Source organism: Flavobacterium frigoris (assembly GCF_900111075.1).
GTDB classification, from domain to species: domain Bacteria; phylum Bacteroidota; class Bacteroidia; order Flavobacteriales; family Flavobacteriaceae; genus Flavobacterium; species Flavobacterium frigoris.
This window is the reverse complement of sequence record NZ_FOFZ01000023.1, coordinates 1-17962: the sequence shown is the minus strand read 5'-3', so window position 1 is coordinate 17962 and position 17962 is coordinate 1. Positions and strand designations below refer to the sequence as shown.

The 17962-nt window shown below is 32.9% G+C and carries 17 protein-coding genes; 13 read left to right on the top strand and 4 right to left on the bottom strand.

Features of this window, described 5'->3' with window-relative positions:
• Window positions 1-18: 18 nt before the first annotated feature.
• Window positions 19-834 (top strand): SDR family NAD(P)-dependent oxidoreductase, encoded by an 816-nt coding sequence (locus BMW63_RS17235; protein WP_074724701.1) that lies wholly within the window; start codon window positions 19-21, stop codon window positions 832-834.
• Window positions 835-873: 39 nt separating this feature from the next.
• Here the strand turns inward: BMW63_RS17235 and BMW63_RS18715 are convergent, their stop codons facing one another.
• Genes BMW63_RS18715 through hmpA form a run of 3 tightly spaced genes read right to left on the bottom strand, consistent with a single transcriptional unit; the run spans window position 874 to window position 2728 of the window.
• Window positions 874-1089, bottom strand: coding sequence for a DUF2798 domain-containing protein (locus tag BMW63_RS18715; protein ID WP_074724700.1), 216 nt, complete (start codon window positions 1087-1089; stop codon window positions 874-876).
• On the bottom strand, window positions 1070-1519 hold the full coding sequence (locus BMW63_RS17225) for an RrF2 family transcriptional regulator (protein ID WP_074724699.1): 450 nt from the start codon (window positions 1517-1519) through the stop codon (window positions 1070-1072). Before BMW63_RS17225 ends, BMW63_RS18715 begins: the two co-directional genes overlap by 20 nt.
• Window positions 1520-1528: 9 nt before the next feature.
• A complete protein-coding gene (hmpA, locus tag BMW63_RS17220) occupies window positions 1529-2728 on the bottom strand; it encodes an NO-inducible flavohemoprotein (protein WP_074724698.1) in 1200 nt (399 codons plus the stop codon).
• A 257-nt stretch (window positions 2729-2985) separates the two neighbouring features.
• Here hmpA and BMW63_RS17215 point away from each other — a divergent pair, with 257 nt between their 5' ends.
• The 3 genes from BMW63_RS17215 to BMW63_RS17205 all read left to right on the top strand — a co-directional run bounded on the left by BMW63_RS17215 (window position 2986) and on the right by BMW63_RS17205 (window position 7298).
• On the top strand, window positions 2986-3831 hold the full coding sequence (locus tag BMW63_RS17215) for a Cof-type HAD-IIB family hydrolase (RefSeq protein WP_245745018.1): 846 nt from the start codon (window positions 2986-2988) through the stop codon (window positions 3829-3831).
• Window positions 3832-3902: 71 nt separating this feature from the next.
• On the top strand, window positions 3903-6251 hold the full coding sequence (locus BMW63_RS17210) for a S9 family peptidase (RefSeq protein WP_074724697.1): 2349 nt from the start codon (window positions 3903-3905) through the stop codon (window positions 6249-6251).
• A 93-nt stretch (window positions 6252-6344) separates the two neighbouring features.
• Window positions 6345-7298, top strand: coding sequence for a phosphoribosylaminoimidazolesuccinocarboxamide synthase (locus BMW63_RS17205; RefSeq protein WP_074724696.1), 954 nt, complete (start codon window positions 6345-6347; stop codon window positions 7296-7298).
• Between the two features lie 145 nt (window positions 7299-7443).
• Here the strand turns inward: BMW63_RS17205 and BMW63_RS17200 are convergent, their stop codons facing one another.
• Window positions 7444-8532, bottom strand: a complete 1089-nt coding sequence (locus BMW63_RS17200; RefSeq protein WP_074724695.1) for a M42 family metallopeptidase — start codon at window positions 8530-8532, stop codon at window positions 7444-7446.
• A gap of 667 nt (window positions 8533-9199) precedes the next feature.
• On the opposite strand from BMW63_RS17200, the gene BMW63_RS17195 reads away from it, so the two are divergent.
• The 9 genes from BMW63_RS17195 (at window position 9200) to BMW63_RS17155 (ending at window position 17806) form a co-directional block, all read left to right on the top strand.
• Entirely contained in the window at window positions 9200-10201 is a 1002-nt protein-coding gene (locus BMW63_RS17195) for a hypothetical protein (RefSeq protein ID WP_139174280.1), read from the top strand.
• 416 nt (window positions 10202-10617) lie between these two features.
• On the top strand, window positions 10618-11199 hold the full coding sequence (locus BMW63_RS17190; RefSeq protein WP_074724693.1) for a hypothetical protein: 582 nt from the start codon (window positions 10618-10620) through the stop codon (window positions 11197-11199).
• 95 nt (window positions 11200-11294) lie between these two features.
• A complete protein-coding gene (locus tag BMW63_RS17185; protein WP_074724692.1) occupies window positions 11295-11909 on the top strand; it encodes an NADase-type glycan-binding domain-containing protein in 615 nt (204 codons plus the stop codon).
• A 173-nt stretch (window positions 11910-12082) separates the two neighbouring features.
• Window positions 12083-13402: a hypothetical protein gene (locus BMW63_RS17180; protein WP_074724691.1), complete on the top strand. Its 1320-nt coding sequence runs from the start codon at window positions 12083-12085 to the stop codon at window positions 13400-13402.
• Between the two features lie 67 nt (window positions 13403-13469).
• A complete protein-coding gene (locus BMW63_RS17175; protein ID WP_074724690.1) occupies window positions 13470-13991 on the top strand; it encodes a hypothetical protein in 522 nt (173 codons plus the stop codon).
• A gap of 16 nt (window positions 13992-14007) precedes the next feature.
• Window positions 14008-14502: a hypothetical protein gene (locus tag BMW63_RS17170; protein ID WP_074724689.1), complete on the top strand. Its 495-nt coding sequence runs from the start codon at window positions 14008-14010 to the stop codon at window positions 14500-14502.
• A 14-nt stretch (window positions 14503-14516) separates the two neighbouring features.
• Window positions 14517-15476, top strand: a complete 960-nt coding sequence (locus BMW63_RS17165; RefSeq protein WP_074724688.1) for a DUF6175 family protein — start codon at window positions 14517-14519, stop codon at window positions 15474-15476.
• Between the two features lie 29 nt (window positions 15477-15505).
• The gene (locus BMW63_RS17160) at window positions 15506-16462 is read left to right on the top strand and encodes a hypothetical protein (RefSeq protein ID WP_074724687.1); all 957 of its coding nucleotides are present in this window, start codon (window positions 15506-15508) and stop codon (window positions 16460-16462) included.
• A 666-nt stretch (window positions 16463-17128) separates the two neighbouring features.
• Window positions 17129-17806: a DUF4294 domain-containing protein gene (locus BMW63_RS17155; RefSeq protein WP_074724715.1), complete on the top strand. Its 678-nt coding sequence runs from the start codon at window positions 17129-17131 to the stop codon at window positions 17804-17806.
• Window positions 17807-17962: the final 156 nt, after the last annotated feature.

The window sequence follows — 17962 nt, the reverse complement described above, 5'->3', positions numbered from 1 at the left end:
AGCTTAAAAAAATAAATATTGAAGAACGTAATTATTACGGGAGCTTCCGGAGGTATAGGGAAGGAAATTGCCTTTCATTTTGCTGAAAATGGATGGAATGTTATAGCTACTATGATTCATCTAGATCATGGTAAAGAACTGCAAGGAGTAGAAAACATCAGCTGTTATTTGCTGGATGTGACTTCAACAGAAAGTATTGCTTCCGCTAAGAAAAAAATAATTGAAGATTTTAAAACAGTCGATGTTGTAATAAATAATGCCGGAGTAGGATACCGCAGTTTTGTAGAATTAGCTGAGGATACTGAAATCAATACTATTGTTGATGTAAACTGGCTTGGAGTGGTAAAAGTATGCAGGGCATTTATTCCTGAATTTAGAGCGCAACAGAAGGGGCACTTTATAAACATAACCTCCATTGCGGGTTTAGTTAACTTACCCTTAGGTAGTTTTTACCATTCGACGAAACATGCCGTTGAGAGTTTTTCTGAATGCATGGCTTATGAATTAATTGATTTTAAGATCAGCGTTTCTACGGTTCAATTTGGAAATACACCTTCTAATTTTCAAAAAAATGTAGTTAAATCGTGTCGATCGTCTTTGCCTTCGTACAATAATTTAATGGAAAAAATAAGTCGTATATTGGAAAATAAAACCAAGAAAAATACGGATTTAAAACCGCAAATTATTAAGGAAATTTTAAAGATAGCTGAAAATCCGCCTAAAAATTTTAAGAGGTATACGATTGGTTTTGATGCCAATAGTTTGAGTTATCTTAGGTCTGGAATTGGTTATCGTTTATTCGGTAGGATAATCAGACAATCAGTTTTTAAATAAACAGCAGCTGTTTTTTGCCAAATTAAATAGCTTGATCCTTCAAAAAAATATTTTGAGAACCCGCTTTACTTTTTTCTTATATAAATAAGGAATAATATAGATGTTGAAGATGCTGGAAATCGAAGCAGCTATTATCCACGATTGAGTCCATAGTAAAATGAAATCAATACTATTTTTGGTATTTGTATTAATTGATGTCAGTGTGAATGTGATAAAACAAGTTACGATGACGCTATTAAGAATTGTTTTGCGCATTTGGATTATTTTCAAATATGTAGTTCCAATCATTGAATTCAAGATCTGATAAATTAGATTCGTTTAAACTCTCAATAAACAGCAGATAAGCTTTATTGAATAATGATTTTAATTTGCAATTATGGGATTTGAAAACACAGGGTTTAGCATCACAATTAACAATAGGGGAATCATCTTGTTCTAATAAATGGATTAAATCTCCCAAAGGAGTTTGTTTCGCTTTTTCGGAAATTGATATCCCACCGTTTTTCCCTCTTTTAGTCAGTACCAATTGATTTGCAGCTAAAAATTGAACCACTTTAACGAGATGGTTTCGTGAGATCTTGAAAGCATTAGCTAAATCATCCAAAGAACTTTGAGGGCTGTCTTTTTTTTGATTTAAATACATCAAAACACGCATACTAAAATCGGTAAAGTGGTTTAATTTCATAATTTTTTTTTAATTTAAAGCTAATAATTGAGGTCCGAACTCTTCATAAAAGATAGCATCTTTTGTAACACCAAGTTCTATTAAAGATTGATATTGTTTCTTGATAAACAATTCAGGTCCGCAAATATAATATTTTGCATCGTTAATAATTATTTCTTCTTTGTATTGATGCAGTTCTGCTCTTCCTTCGATAGCATTAGTTTCGTATTCGGGTAGTGTTTCATAAAAAACGAATGAAGTTAACCAGTTCTCCTTGCTATTCAAATCCTCGATTGCGTCTTTAAAGGCGTGTACATTTTCATTACGACAGCTATGGATCCAAATTGTTTTGTTTTTTTGAAGTGAATGGCTATTGGCTTCAACCATACTCATTAAAGGAGTTACTCCAACGCCTCCACTAATTAATACTAATGGATTTACTGATTCGGGATCAGCATAGAAAACTCCCGCAGGGGCGGTAACATCAATAGTTTCTCCGATTTTTTTAGTATGTAATACATTCGAAACAAAGCCATCAGGTGTAGTGCGTCCTTTTTCACTTTTTACCGATATACGGTAATACTCTTCATGAAAACTGCTAGATAAGCTATATTGTCTGGGTTGTTCATGTCCTAATTCAGGTATAAATGTTTTGACAGAAATGTATTGTCCTGGGAAAAAAGTAGCAATAGCATTACCATCTTTAGGTTTTAGATAAAAAGATTTAATTTCCTCACTTTCGGTTACTATTTTATCGATTATGAACGTTCTCCAGCCAATCCAACCGCCTTTAAGATCTGCTGTTTTTTGATACATTTCGGCTTCAATAGAAATCATTATTTGAGCCAGTTCGGTATACGCACAGGTCCATGCATCCACTAGCTCAACAGTTGCTGCGTCGCCCAATACTTCTTTGATAGATTCGATTAAATTATGTCCCACGATATCATATTGCTCAGGAAGTATGTGTAAGCTAACATGTTTATTCCCTATGGACTTCAAAACATTTATTAAAACTGTTGGGTCGTCAATATTTTCGGCATAAGCCAATACAGCTCCAGTTAATGCATTTTGTTGTTTACCATTGGCTTGGTTAGCCATATTAAAAATGTTCTTTAGTTCAGGATTATTTGCCAACATTCTTTGATAAAAATAAGTCACCAAGGCATTACCACTAGATTTTAGGACTGGAACGGTAGCTTTGACTAATTCTTTTTGTGCAGTATTCATGATTTTTGTATTTAATATTTTTACAAAGGTAGGCTAAAAGTTTTATTGTTGTATTTAAAATACAACAATTAATATATGTACATCATTTTGATTTGACAGGTGGTGAGAAATGGTATGTAATAAGTGAAGTAAAAGACAATTGGTTACCCTCGTATAAGGTATAAAGACAGCAGCGTTTTTAAATGTAAAGAACTTGTTAAGTATTGGTTTGCTATTGGAAATCTATTTAAAATTCAATATTTTTGAAAAGATTACAAATGAATATGAAAATTAAAATGTTACAAGAGAAAATAAAAGTAGTAATAACTGATTTAGACGGGACATTGCTAAATCAGTATCATAAAATATCAGAATATACCAAAGCAGTTTTTCAAGAGCTTCACAATCAAAATTACTTGATTATTATCGCTACAGGTCGTCATCATCTCGATGCTATGCCTATTGTTAAAGGCTTAGGATGTCCGGTCTATTTAGTAACATCAAATGGAGCTAGAATTCACTCGCCAGAAAATGAACTTCTTTTTTCGCATAATATTAGTAGCGAGGCGATAAAATCAGTTTTATCAATGGGAATAGATGAAGAGTTTACCACAGTAGTTTTTAAAGAGGATGTTTGGTTGACTAATAAACATAATGAGGCTTTAAACAGTTTTCAGACGGAATTGAATTATTTGCCTGAGCTTGTGAATTTTGATACTGTAAAAGATTTGAGTGCCATAAAAATGTTTTTTACTCATGAGCGTCATTCGAGATTAATGGAGCTGAGAGATAAAATAGTAGAAAAGCATTCAGATGTTTTTAGTCACGCATTTAGTTTACCGCTTTGTTTGGAGTTTATGGACAAGACGGTCGATAAAAGTTTGGCTATTGCCAAGATTTTAGAAATAGAAAGTCTAAGTTTTCATCAGTCCATTTCCTTTGGTGATGGATACAACGATGAAAATATGTTAAATGCTACAGCCAAAGGATTACTAATGGGAAATGCTCCTGATAGTTTAAAGAACAAGCTTTCTCACCTTGAAGTAATAGCAACTAATTACGACAATGGCGTAGCTACTTATCTATCTGAAAAACTACTGAAGCATACTATTTTAAGTATTTAAGTATTCTAAAGTCACGATATTTTTTTAAATACGATTCAAAGTGTATTTTTGTGTGGAATAAACCATACAAAATGATCAGAACTATTTTTATCGTAGCATTTATATTTTTCTCCTTCACGTCGCAAAGTCAAGTTCTTCAGCTTGAAGACATCATGAAAGGAGACACTTTCATTGGAGAGCAACCTTTTTATGGCAGATGGTCTTTAGATAGCAAAAAAGTGTATTTTGAATGGAATCCTAATAATGAGTTGGGAGCCAGTACTTATTTCTGGGAAAAAGGAATGGCAAAACCTTTATTAGTTGTCGCGCCAGAAGCTGCATTCTCTAAATTAGATTTTAAAGGAAAACCGAATGCAGATATCGTATATTATATTGATAAAGGAGCTTTGTATTCGTATTCTATCCAAAATAAAAGGAAGAAAAAACTATTGCAACAATCTAATCCAGTTTCTAACTTAGAATTAGGAACAGATTCAGGAATGTTGTTTTTTGTGCAAAATGAAAATATCCTTAAATTGGATACGAATCTAGGGACATTGGTTCAACTCACGAATTTCAAACAAGGAAAAGAAAAGGAAAAAGAAGAGGAGAAAGACAGTTTTTTAAATTCCCAGCAAAAAGAATTATTTCAATATATTAGAGATCGAGAGGCAAAGAAAGATTGGAATAAGGCAAAAGCTGATGAAAATAAATCTGACTTCCCTAAAACATATTATTATGGTAAGGACTCGTTTGAAAGTCTAAAAATGAATCCGAAGGGGAATTACGCTACTTTTAGATTAGTAGAAGTTACTGAAATTAAGAGCGAAGTGATGGAAAATTTCATAACTAAAGACGGCTACAATAAATCAGTAGACACAAAGAAAAAAGTTTCAACAGCAAATTTAAATAAATCAAAATTCGGAATTTATTCTGTGGCTAATGATTCCGTTTGCTTTATGAATTTTTCTTCATTAAGTCACATCCAAGATACTCCAGAATATTATAAGGACTACGAAAATTTAAAGAATAAAGAAAAAGAAGATAAGTTACTTTTTGTTCAAGAACCCACTTACAACGAAGATGGCTCTTATGTCATTACAGAGATTAGAAGTCTTGATAATAAAGAGAGATGGATTGTACAATTGAATTTAGAAAAAGCGACTTTCAAAGAAATCGATTATCAGCATGATGAAGCGTGGATCGGCGGACCTGGTATTCCTTCTTATGCTAACAGTTCCGGAACTTTAGATTTTTTAGCGGATAATGAAACTATTTATTTTCAATCAGAAGCAACAGGATACTCCCATTTGTACAGTCATAATTTAAAAACTAATAGAAGAATCCAATTGACAAAAGGGGATTGGGAAGTTAGAGATGTAAATTTATCAAAAGATAAAAAAACATTTTACTTAACTACAAATACGACAAACCCAGGAAATAGAGTGTTTTATAAATTGGCTGCTTCTGGCGGTAATTTACAACCCATTCTAACTAAAGACGGAGCTCATGAAGTAACTCTTTCGCCCGATGAAGCTACTTTGCTTGTTCGTTATTCTTATAAAAATAAGCCTTGGGAATTTTATATAGCTGCGAATAAAAAAGAAACAGCATTAACTGCAATAACGCATTCTACTTCGAAAGCGTTTGAATCTTATTCTTGGCGAACTCCTGAAGTAATCACCTTCAAAGCACAAGATGGGACTAATGTAAATGCAAGATTATACAAACCAGAATCGAGTAAGGCGAATAAAGCAGCTGTTGTTTTTGTTCATGGCGCGGGTTATTTACAAAATGCCCATAATTACTGGAGTAGTTACCATAGAGAATATATGTTTCATAATTTATTGAATGACTTAGGTTACACCGTTTTAGATATCGATTATAGAGGCAGTGATGGTTACGGACGAGATTTTAGAACTGGAATTTACCGATTTATGGGAGGGAAAGATTTATCAGATCAGATAGATGGTAAAAATTATTTGGTTCAAAATTTAGGTATTGATGCAAATAGAGTAGGAATGTACGGTGGATCATACGGCGGTTTTATAACGTTAATGGCAATGTTGACAGAGCCTGCCGAGTTTAAATCTGGAGCGGCATTACGCTCAGTAACTGATTGGGCTCATTACAATCATGGTTATACAGGGAATATCCTTAATTTCCCAGAAACAGATCCTAATGCTTATAGAAAAAGTTCGCCTATTTATTTCGCTGATAATTTACAAGGAAACTTGTTGATACTACACGGAATGGTGGATAACAATGTAGAGTACAAAGATGTGGTGCGTTTATCACAACGTTTTATAGAACTTGGAAAGAAAAACTGGAGCTTATCCTCATTTCCTGTTGAAGCTCATGGTTTTAAAGAAACCTATTCTTGGGTTGATGAGTACAGAAGAATATTGAATTTATTTAATGAAACGCTTCTTGAAAAATAGTACGCTCTATGACCTCAATAATGTTTCAACAATTTTGTGTATCTCTTTCAAACAACCTATTTTTGCAAAACAACAATGCAACACCCATTCACAATGAGTAATACAATTACAACTACTAATTTTAATTTTCCAAATCAAAAATCGGTTTACCGAGGTAAAGTAAGGGAAGTGTACAATATCAATGACGACTTATTAGTCATGGTAGCAACAGACAGGCTTTCAGCTTTTGATGTGGTTTTGCCAAAAGGGATTCCTTATAAAGGTCAGATTCTGAACCAAATTGCTACTAAATTCATGGAATTAACGCAAGATATAGTTCCGAATTGGTTGATTGTAACTCCGGATCCTAGTGTAGCTGTGGGACATTTATGTGTGCCTTTCAAAGTAGAAATGGTAATTCGTGGTTATTTGTCAGGTCACGCTGCTCGTGAATACGCGCTTGGGAAAAGAGAAATTTGTGGTGTGCCAATGCCTGAAAGATTAAAAGAAAATGATAAATTCCCAACTCCTATAATCACACCAACTACAAAAGCAGATAACGGAGAACACGATGCAGATATTTCTCGTGAGGACATTTTAGTAAAAGGAATTGTTACAGAAGCCGATTATTTAGTTTTAGAAAAATATACCAGAGCTTTATTTCAAAGAGGAACTGAAATTGCTGCAAGCCGCGGATTGATATTGGTGGACACCAAATATGAATTTGGCAAAACTAAAGACGGAGTTATTGTTCTTATTGACGAAATCCACACGCCTGATTCTTCTCGTTATTTTTATTCAGAAGGATATCAGGAAAGACAAGACAAAGGAGAAGAGCAAAAGCAATTATCCAAAGAGTTTGTTCGTCGCTGGTTGATTCAAAATGGTTTTCAAGGTTTAGAAGGACAATCAATTCCTGATATGTCTGATGAATATATTGAAACCGTATCGGAAAGATATATTGAGTTGTATGAAAAGATTCTTGGTGAAAAATTCATAAAAGCGGATATTTCAAATATCAATGAAAGAATAGAAAAAAACGTCTTGGCTTATTTAGAGAATAGGTAGTAAGAGGTAAATAAAATAAAAGAAAAAACCGCAATCCTTGATGGAGTTGCGGTTTTTTTAGCCCTGATAGAAGCGATATCCTTTTTCTGGTTTCGTTTTAGAAACCAGAAAAAGATAAAGCAGATAGCAGGAATAGCTACTAATCCTATTTAAAATAAGAAAACGTTTCGTTGTTCTCAATCTTCAATAGCGTTTCATATATTAATTTAATAACATTTTCTACGTCATCACGGTGAACCATTTCAACAGTAGTATGCATATAACGCAAAGGAAGTGAAATCAATGCCGAAGCCACACCACCATTGCTGTACGCAAATGCATCCGTGTCTGTTCCAGTAACTCTTGAAGAAGCTAAACGCTGGAAAGGAATTTTCTTTTCTTCGGCAGTGTTTAGAATTAGTTCTCTTAAATTATTTTGTACCGCCGGTGCATAGGTCACCACTGGTCCTTTTCCTATTTTAGTATCTCCTTCAATTTTTTTGTCAATCATCGGAGTTGTAGAATCGTGACATACATCAGTAACGATAGCTACGTTTGGTTTAATGGTTTGAGTAATCATTTCAGCACCACGAAGACCCACTTCTTCTTGAACAGAATTGGTGATATACAGTCCAAAAGGTAATTTTACTTTATTTTCATGCAATAAACGCGCAACTTCGGCAATCATAAAACCACCCATGCGGTTGTCAATGGCTCGACAAACAAATTTATTTTCGTTCAAAACCATAAATTCATCAGGGTAAGTGATTACGCAACCCACATGAACTCCTAGTTTTTCAACTTCTTCTTTAGTCTCACAACCTAGGTCAATGAAAATATTACTTATTTTAGCATTTTCTTCTTTGTCTCTATTACGAGTATGAATAGCGGGCCAGCCAAATACTCCTTTTACAATTCCTTTTTTGGTATGAATATTTACACGTTTAGAAGGTGCAATTTGGTGATCTGATCCACCGTTTCTAATTACATAAACCATTCCTTCATCAGTAATGTAGTTTACATACCATGCAATTTCGTCGGCATGCCCTTCAATTACTACCTTATATGGAGCATCAGGATTAATAATCCCTACTGCTGTTCCGTAAGTGTCCGTTATAAATGTATCAACATAAGGTTTTAGGTACTCCATCCATAATTTCTGTCCTTCAGCTTCAAAGCCAGTAGGGGAGGCGTTGTTTAAATATTGCTCTAAAAATGTAATAGAGGATTCTTTTAATATCGATTTAGTGCTCATAAAATATATTTTTTGCTAAATTATAAATTATAATGTTATTATCCCCACTTTGTTATTTCCATGTTCATATATTCCAGTAAGAAGTTAATGCAATGGTGACTATAATAATAATTTATCCATTTAACTATTTAGCTTCATTACGATACTATACTCAAATTCCAATTCCAACCTTTTCTGCAGCTACAATAAATATATTCAAAAAATTAATACCCATTATAATCTGTTTGATTCTAAAATAAAAAAAAATATGTATAAAATTGGTTTTTAAGGATTTATAAAATTCATTTTATCCAAATGTGGAAAACCGTAAACTTTATCTATTTCACAGGAATATTTTTACATTAAAATTTACTAAAAAGGTGTAGTTCAGAAATCACAAACATAAAAAAGGGGAGTATCAGTACAGTCATAGAAGTAAGAAAAAAATAAAACAGAAAAAAGAGGGACAAAATAATGTGGTATTTAGAAACTGTAATTAAATTTTCAATCACAGTATAGTATTTGTGCGCTCTCTATTTAATGAATTAAAAAATACACAGCCGTATTATTTATTGTTGCTGTTTGTTAGGAATCATTAATAGTTGTTAAAATGAATTTAGATTAAAAGTAACACCAAGCGGAAAAGCCGAAAACCGCAAATAGAGTAGGTAAATTTAAAAGTTTAATAATGAAGAAATTAATTTTAGGATCTATTTTGGCACTTTGTGTAATGTCTTGTACAGCGGATGGAATACCCGGAAAAGATGGTATTAACGGCACCAATGGCACTAACGGCACAATAACAGGTCAAGGAAAAACTCATGTTTTTATAACAGGAAACATCACAAATGCACAAGCCGCTGCACAAATTGCACAGGAAGTAGGACCTCTTACGACTAATATAAGTGTCAGGTATTCAACTGGATTGACCACATTAGATTTAAGTGCTTTAACTTCAGTCTGGGATATCCAAATTTATGACAATGCTGATCTAACTACGATTAATTTAAATGGTTTAAAAAATATAAATACACTGAGTGTAGGTAATGAAAATAAACTTCAGTCTGTTTCACTCAATAATCTTGTAAGTTCAAATTCTATAAGTTTAGGTTCATGTCCGTTAGTAACATCATTTAATTTACCTCAGTTAAGAATTGGCACGGTAAACCTTTCGGGGAAATCTTCTCTAACCTCATTGAACTTACCTTTACTGACTACTGGCGGCGTAACCATTTGGGGGTCTTTTCTAACCTCATTGAACTTACCTTTACTGACTACTGGCGGCGTAACCATTTCGGGGTCTTCTTTCCTAACTTCATTGAGCGCACCTTTATTGACTATTGGAGAAGTTTACATAGTTGATACATCATTAGTTTCTTTAGATTTACCAATGCTAAAAGAATTAAATGGTTGGTTGCAGGTATTCAGCAACAAAAAATTAACGAGCATAAAAATTCCTAATTTAACAAATGTATATGCAAATTCGTCAGTAGGTTTGAGTAATAACTCACTACCAAGTTCAGAAATAAATAAATTATTGAACAGCTTTAACAGTAGAATTACTTTTGCAGCGGGATTTTCAAAGACTATTTTTCTGAGTGGACAAACTCCTAATGCGCCTCCTACGGGACAAGGAATTATAGACAAGAATGCTTTAATAGCTAAAGGGTTTGCTGTATATAATGATTAAGGAGCACAAATTACTCCAAGTTAATTTCCTAGCACTTTAAATTGGCAAGTACATAGGACTAATCAAGAATCCGTCTCACCTAAATCAGAGACGGTTTTTTAATTATTGCCGCTTTTACTACTTAAACATGCTTCTTATTAGCCTATCTAAAACTAGTAAAATCTACTGGTTAGAAAACTATCTATTAAAATATATGGGTTTTTGATAAAAAAAAATAAAGATAATTAATTGGTAATTAGTTATTTGCGATAAATTTAAAATTTATTTTATCCAAATACGGAAAACCGTAAACTTTATTTGATTCACAAGAATATTTTTACATTATTAATATACGCAAAAGTGGAGTTCAGAAACCACTTTAAAAAACGGGGTGTATTCTGAAAAGCCTTATGATTTGGAAACTTAAAAAATAAAGGATGAAAAATTTATTTGTTTTAATCGCTGTTTTTACAATTTTTACAATCGGTCATTCGCAATCTAAAAGTACGAGTAGCAGGTTTAGTAAATTTATTTCGCAAATTAATGGCGACTTGAATAAAGATAATATTAAGGATGTTGTGAAAGTTTATAAAGATCCAAGAAAAGGAGACTTTAAAACTTCCGTTTTCTTTGGTACGCCCGATGGTAACTACAAATTGATTATTGAAAATAGTACACTTCTGTCTAACTCAGAAGGTAGGATGGAAGTCGAAAATTTTCCGTCGATAGAAATTAAAAAAGGAATATTAGATTTAACTTATGAGTTAATGAGAGGTCAGCATAATTATAAATTTAGATATCAAAATGGCAATTTTGAGATGATAGGTTTCAAGCGTTCATCCTCTGATGGACATGCTTATTTCGAAACAGAAGAGGCAAATTTATCTACTAGAACAAAAATCACAACCGTTGAACGATATGATGTTGAGAACGAAAAACCAGAAATAACAAAAGAAAAAATGGCGATTGCTAAATTACCTATTTTTCAAACTTTTAATCCAGAGACATCTAAATATTAGTGATTGAATTGGTCGATATATGTATAAAAATCTAGACTTCACTAAAGTAACTGCACTGCAATCCGAAACATGGTATTAATAAAAAAAAATAAAAGATGAAAAATGTAATGACAATTTTGGGAGCGATCCTACTTACTTCGTTTAGTTATGGTCAACTACCTTCAATAAAAGCAAAGACAAATGGTGAAAAATTCGTGACTTGGGGGGTAAGACCTGTTGAATCCGAAGATGGACCCGCCGACCAATGGACAATGCCCAACCAAATGTGTGAAGGGCCTGAATCAATGAAGGTTAAAGCATCCAAAACTTTATTGTCACAAGGAAAAACAAAATATATAGCAAGTTATGTTTGTGATGATGATCCTAGAACTGCTTGGGTTGAAGGGAATGTTGACTATGGAGTTGGAGAATTCCTTGAAATTAAAGATTGGCAAATTATGAATAGTAGTACAAGCGGAATATCTATTTTAAATGGATATCAATCTTCCAAAACTGCTTGGCAAGACAACTCAAGAGTTAAAAAATTTAAGGTTTCTTTAAACGGAAAAGATATTTGCATTTTAGAGCTGGCAGACGTGATGGGCGTGCAGACTTTTAAAATACCTGAGAAATGGAGTAAAGGTAATTTTAGATTTACGATAGTAGAGGTGTATAACGGAGCTAAATATAAAGACACAGCGATATCAGGGATATTCAGTTGTGGTGGTTAATTGCTAATAAACTATTATTTACCAATAAAAGGAAATCAGTAATCCACATATTTTCAAGTATAGAAAATAGCGGACTGATAAAGCTATAGAGTTGAGAACAAAAAGTAAAAAAAAAGTGGAGTTCAGATACCACTGTAAAAAACGAACATAATTAAAGAATAGAAATTACAAAAATGAAAAAACAATTACTTGTATTGGGACTAATAGTTAGCTCAGGGACGTTTGTTCAAGCTCAAGAAAATCCTTTAGATTTAAAATTTAGAAGAAGTTCTCTACATACGATGGTTATCGAATCGGATAAATTTCCCAAAAAAGAAATTGTTCTTAAGGCATTTAATAATGCACCTTTTCCAGAGAAGTATAATGATCATCAAATTAGTCAAAAATCATTTGATCCAATTAATTATACTTTGACTGTTGAAGAGAAAGCAACGATATACAAACCTTCAAAAGTTGGTGCGTTTGCCACTGGATTACTTGAAATTGAAACTGATTCAGTTTCAAAGGAGCTGCCACTGAGAATTGAAAAGTATCTAATAAAAGAAAAAATTGCGAACAAAATTGTTGCGAAATGGTTTAATAGACAGGCTGATGGAAGTTTTGATTCTAAATTAGTTGAAGACAGAGGTGTATTTAATGCTTCATTTCTTGAAACAAAGGCAGCTCAGTCTTCTTCAGACGGTGAAGCACTTCTTAGAACTGCTGGAGAAGAATTAATAGACAACACATTCGTAGTAATAAATAAATTTAATTTTGTAGCCAATGAGCCAGTGGCTAGAGCAGTAAGAGATGCAGCAAAAACTGTTGCTGCCCAAAAAATTCCAGCGATGCTCTTAGGCAAAGTTAATAAAGGAATTGATGCTGTTTATGAAAAAACAAAAGAGGGTTTTTCCATTTGGGCTACGTCATACCTATATAAATTAGTATGGGATAAGGCTACGTCTAATACCTTTTATACGGATCTTTATATAGATAAGACTTCACTGAACCCAAAAAAGAAAGCTGCGTTTGATACTTCAGATTTGTTTAAGTTAGAATTTGTTGGTGATGAAAGCGCATCAGGTTTAGTGACGTTTTCATTATCAGAAAAAAGAACTGAAGACCAGATTATTGAACTTTCTACTGTGAGGATTATAGACAACGTATACGCTAAACTTCAGAAAAAATATGACGTCTTTAAAACAAAAACGCCGCTCTATACTGGAGATCCTATTACTGCTAAAATTGGTAAAAAAGAAGGCCTAGAGGGTGGCGAAAAATTCGATGTTCTTGAGCAGGTTCAAGACCCTAAAACAGGTGTAATAACATATAAAAGTGTTGGAACTATCAAAGTTGAAAAAGATGCAGTTTGGGATAATACATTTAACATTGAAGAAAACTCGGCTCCACTAGTTGGTGCAGTAGGAAGTGAAACCAAATCCATTATTGATCGCACCACGTTTTCTGGAGGGAAAAAGTTCCAGTCAGGGATGCTTATAAAACAAATAAAATAATTAATACCCCCTTTCAAATGCAAAAAGTGATTGAAAGGGGTTTTTCTCACTTTATAAAAACAAATAAATGAAAGATTTTTTAAAGAAAAGCAGTATCATGTTTTTAGTAATAATAGGTTTTACGCTAACTGTCAACGGACAATCTAAAAAGAAAGCAGATAAAGCAACTGAAGATTGGCGTTATGAAATTGATGCTGTGCAGACCGGTACTCAAGGTACTTATTTAGTTAAAGTATGGTCTTATTCAAAAAAGCCAGAGGTTGCAATTGATCAAGCCAAAAAAAATGCGGTGCATGGTATTATTTTTAAAGGATTTACAGGAACTCAATCTGTCCCAGGTCAGAAACCTTTAACTAATAATGTAAATTTAGAAGTAGAGAAAGAAGATTTTTTCAGACCCTTTTTTGCAGATGGTGGGAAGTATATGAAGTTTGTTTCTTTGTCAAATGATGGAGCTGTTGCAGCAGGAGACAGAATGAAGGTAGGAAAAGAATATAAAATAGGGGTAATAGTTTCGGTTAACGTTTCAGCTTTAAGGAAGGATTTGGAAAATGCGAGTGTTATTAAATCGCTTAATTCTGGTTTTTAATCTAATTAACTAAGTCATGAGAAAATTAATTACTCTTTTTTCTATTTGCATTATAACTTTATTTGGTTGTAAAGCTAAAATTAACAATTCAGTTGCTGGTAATTACGAATTTAAAACAGCATGTTTAGGTATTGAATTGGACGGATCGCAAACTTTAAAGTCTTGGGGTAATGGTAGTAGTAAATCTGATGCGATTGAACAAGCCTATAAGAATGCAATTAAAGATGTTTTGTTCAATGGTATAAGTAATGGTAGATCAGATTGTAATTCAAAGCCATTAATTCTTGATTTCAATGCTAAAGAACGAAATGAAGCGTATTTTAATGTGTTTTTCAGAGACGGTGGATTGTATCGGGAATTTATAACTAATGGTGATGGATCGAAAAATAAAATAGAAGTTTTCATTGATAAGAAACAACCTGGATCGCAATACACTTATAGTTTAGTAATACGTGTTCTTCGAAGCGAACTTAAACAAAAAATGATTACTGATGGTATTCTTAAAAATTAATTAATTCGAAAAAAATGAAAAATATATTAAAAAGAAAATACTTTATTAGTTTGCTGATGTTGATTATAACATCATTAGGTTTTTCACAAGCAAAAAAACCTACAATTATGATCGTTCCCAGTGATGTATGGTGTACTAATAACGGATATATGATGGAGTATGACAACCAAGGGACTAAAGTTAAAATTCCAGATTATAAAAGAGCATTTCAAGAAAACGCGGAGCTTTTGCTAGTGACAGCAAAATTGAGTGAATTAATGGCTGAAAGAGAATTTCCATTGGAATCAATGGAGGGAGCTTTAAAAACACTTGCTTCAGAAAGTGCTGAAGATGCATTATTGACTAGTAAAACAGGTGCAGGCATCAGTGAAAGCCCTATTGACAAATTAAAAAAAACTGCAAAAGCTGATATTTGGATGCAGGTCACTTGGACAATAAACCAAATAGGTCCTAAAAAATCCATAACATTTATACTGCAAGGGCTAGATGCATATACAAATAAACAAGTTGCTGGTGCCTCTGGAACAGGGAATGAATTGATAGGTGCAACATTACAAGTTATGTTGCAAACAGCAGTTTTATCACATCTGGACAATTTTAATGTGCAATTAATGGCATTTAAAGAGGATATGTTTATAAATGGTAGAGAAATTATTATCAGAATTAAAAAATTCGAGTCTTGGGACGGTGATTTAGAAAAAGAGTATGATGGAAAAGAATTAAATACTATCATAGAAGAATGGCTAACAAAAAATACTGTTCAGGGTCGTTTTAGTACCGTTGAATCTACTGAAAATATGATGTTGTTTAAACAGGTAAGAATTCCAATGTATAACGAGGCAGGTACTGCAATTGATGCTAGAGGATTTTGTAAAGAATTACAAAATTATTTAAAAAAACCACCATTTGCAATTACAAACAAACTTATGATGAAAGGGCTGGGAGAATCATCTATTGTTCTTGGAGATAAATAATGAATTGAATAAAAGGAAATTAAAGAGATATGAAAAAATTAATACTATTGATTCTTTGTTTTGTTGGTTTAAGTGCTTATGCTCAAAATAATGCGAATGAACCGGACGATATAGGAAGGATTACCCTTGCAGCTTTTGTGCCGCTACAAATTGATAAAATTCCTGATGCAGCAAGAAGTCTTCTGGTGAATAAATTAAGTCAGATTGCGACACAAAGTGGTATGGGTGGCACCAGCTCAAACGAAAGGTTTATCATTACTGCAAATATTAACATACTGTCCAAAGATTTGACACCTACAGCACCACCAATGACCGCCTTAACGTTAGAAGTAACTCTATATATTGGCGATGGTATCGAAGGAACTAAATTTGCCAGTACTTCTATTAATGTAAAAGGCGTTGGCGAAAATGAAACCAAAGCATATATTTCTGCATTAAAAGGAATTAGCCCTAATAATACTAGTATTCAAAGTTTTGTAGAAAATGGTAAAGTAAAAATAATAGAATACTACAATAGCAAATGCGACTTTATAATAAAAGAGGCTCAAGCCCTTGTGAGTCAAAATAGTTATGATGAAGCGATTTATAGGTTAACTAGTGTACCAACAGTTTGTAAAGGTTGTTATGATAAATCTATGGATGCAATTGCACCGATTTATCAAAAACAAATAGACAGCGATTGTAAGTTAAAATTAGCTGAAGCAACCAGTATATGGTCTGCAAATCAATCCGTAGACGGAGCTTATAAAGTTGGCGAAATACTATCGGCAATAGAACCAAGTGCCTCCTGTTTTGGGGAAGTGAAATCATTATCTAATAAAATTGCTGCGAGGGTAAAAGATCTTGATGCAAGGGAATGGAAATATTCTTTAAAAGAACAAGCTCAAGAAAGTGAAAGAATTCAAGCCTATAGAGATATTGGAGTTGCATATGGCAATGGACCAAAAGCTACTATTGTTAGATATAATATAAGAGGATGGTGGTAATAGAAAGCTTTTATAAACCTAACAAAAGTAAATAGACACTATCTTAATAAGTGGGTAAGTTTAAAACTATTGGGGTGCGCTTTTTAATTAAAGTTGCGCCCCCTTTTTTTGATATATACTTAAGTGCATATTCAGGTAGTATTGACCACTTCAATTTATATTGAAAAACTACTATTTTCTACTGCTACGGCTTCATTTTTCTTGCTGAATTACCTAATAATTCAATTATGAGATTGTCTAAAAAGGCACCGGCGATGGTTTTCTCCAATGATGTCATTCGATTCAAAATTGGTTATTTGGATGATAATATTGCGAAGCATTGTTAGATCGTCATGACAATTGCGAATTAATATTAGTAAAACTCAATTTAAACTATATGGCTACAGATGAATGAATGCGTATAAAATTATTATTTATGGCAATAAAATGGTAAACTTTATCGAATTTCAGAATATAATGAAATAATATAGTAATTGATGTAAAAACAACACTATAAATTATGTAACTACTCTGTTCTGAAAACGTTTGTATGTTAAAAATTTGAGTAATTATGAGATTTATTAAACACTAATAGTTATTGTCAATAGTTAGTAACTATTTAAATTGATTTTTGGCATTACCTTTGCGTATATATTGTATAATTTTGGCAATAAAACTTTTACCCCAATGAAGATTATTAAATATATTTTAGGTTTGTTTTTTATGTCCATTGTTGTCCAAGGGCAAGTAATTCAAAAGTATACCATAAAGATAGGATACGAATTACTGGAATCTGACGACATTGTAAATGACACCATACAACTGGAAGAAATCATTGTTTCAAAAGAAAAGTTGGATCCCGATGCTAAGAAACAGTTTCTGATTTTGCAAAGTAGAGTCTATAGAACGTATCCTTACGCTAAGTTAGCTTCCGAAAGATTAACGCTTTTGAATAAAGGAATGGAAAGGCTTTCTACCAATAAAGAAAAAAAGAAGTATTTCAAGATAGTAGAAAGTTACCTAAATGATGAATTTGAAGCAAAACTTAAAAAATTGTCACGCAGTCAAGGACGAATTTTAGTAAAGTTAATCCATCGCCAAACCGGATCAACAACTTTTGAACTGGTAAAAACACTAAAAAGCGGCTGGAAAGCTTTTTGGTCTAATACTGCAGCTAGCATGTTTGACATTAATTTAAAAACAGAATATGCGCCTTACGTTTCTAATGAAGACTTTTTGATAGAAACGATACTTACAAGAGCATTTGAATCTGGGAGATTGCAGAACCAACCACCGGCTCATTCAGTAGATATCTATAATCTGAATGATTTCTGGGAAGCTAAAGCACAGCAACCAAAACCATAAAGATAATTTGGGCGTTCCCCATTATAAAAAAAGAGGCTATATATATAAAGGAGTAGCCTATTTTTTTTTAGGAGCTATTTCCCGCTATTCGTTACAATCTACTGAGCCAATCCCGATGTTTCGGGACTGGCTCAGTAGGATTTCCACTGCTATCGG

Bases quoted from the DNA above. Each gene is read 5' to 3' on its own strand.
- BMW63_RS18715 (WP_074724700.1), bottom strand. From the start codon at position 1,089: ATGCGCAAAACAATTCTTAATAGCGTCATCGTAACTTGTTTTATCACA.
- BMW63_RS17225 (WP_074724699.1), bottom strand. From the start codon at position 1,519: ATGAAATTAAACCACTTTACCGATTTTAGTATGCGTGTTTTGATGTAT.
- hmpA (WP_074724698.1), bottom strand. From the start codon at position 2,728: ATGAATACTGCACAAAAAGAATTAGTCAAAGCTACCGTTCCAGTCCTA.
- BMW63_RS17215 (WP_245745018.1), top strand. From the start codon at position 2,986: ATGAATATGAAAATTAAAATGTTACAAGAGAAAATAAAAGTAGTAATA.
- BMW63_RS17210 (WP_074724697.1), top strand. From the start codon at position 3,903: ATGATCAGAACTATTTTTATCGTAGCATTTATATTTTTCTCCTTCACG.
- BMW63_RS17205 (WP_074724696.1), top strand. From the start codon at position 6,345: ATGAGTAATACAATTACAACTACTAATTTTAATTTTCCAAATCAAAAA.
- BMW63_RS17200 (WP_074724695.1), bottom strand. From the start codon at position 8,532: ATGAGCACTAAATCGATATTAAAAGAATCCTCTATTACATTTTTAGAG.
- BMW63_RS17195 (WP_139174280.1), top strand. From the start codon at position 9,200: ATGAAGAAATTAATTTTAGGATCTATTTTGGCACTTTGTGTAATGTCT.
- BMW63_RS17190 (WP_074724693.1), top strand. From the start codon at position 10,618: ATGAAAAATTTATTTGTTTTAATCGCTGTTTTTACAATTTTTACAATC.
- BMW63_RS17185 (WP_074724692.1), top strand. From the start codon at position 11,295: ATGAAAAATGTAATGACAATTTTGGGAGCGATCCTACTTACTTCGTTT.
- BMW63_RS17180 (WP_074724691.1), top strand. From the start codon at position 12,083: ATGAAAAAACAATTACTTGTATTGGGACTAATAGTTAGCTCAGGGACG.
- BMW63_RS17175 (WP_074724690.1), top strand. From the start codon at position 13,470: ATGAAAGATTTTTTAAAGAAAAGCAGTATCATGTTTTTAGTAATAATA.
- BMW63_RS17170 (WP_074724689.1), top strand. From the start codon at position 14,008: ATGAGAAAATTAATTACTCTTTTTTCTATTTGCATTATAACTTTATTT.
- BMW63_RS17165 (WP_074724688.1), top strand. From the start codon at position 14,517: ATGAAAAATATATTAAAAAGAAAATACTTTATTAGTTTGCTGATGTTG.
- BMW63_RS17160 (WP_074724687.1), top strand. From the start codon at position 15,506: ATGAAAAAATTAATACTATTGATTCTTTGTTTTGTTGGTTTAAGTGCT.
- BMW63_RS17155 (WP_074724715.1), top strand. From the start codon at position 17,129: ATGAAGATTATTAAATATATTTTAGGTTTGTTTTTTATGTCCATTGTT.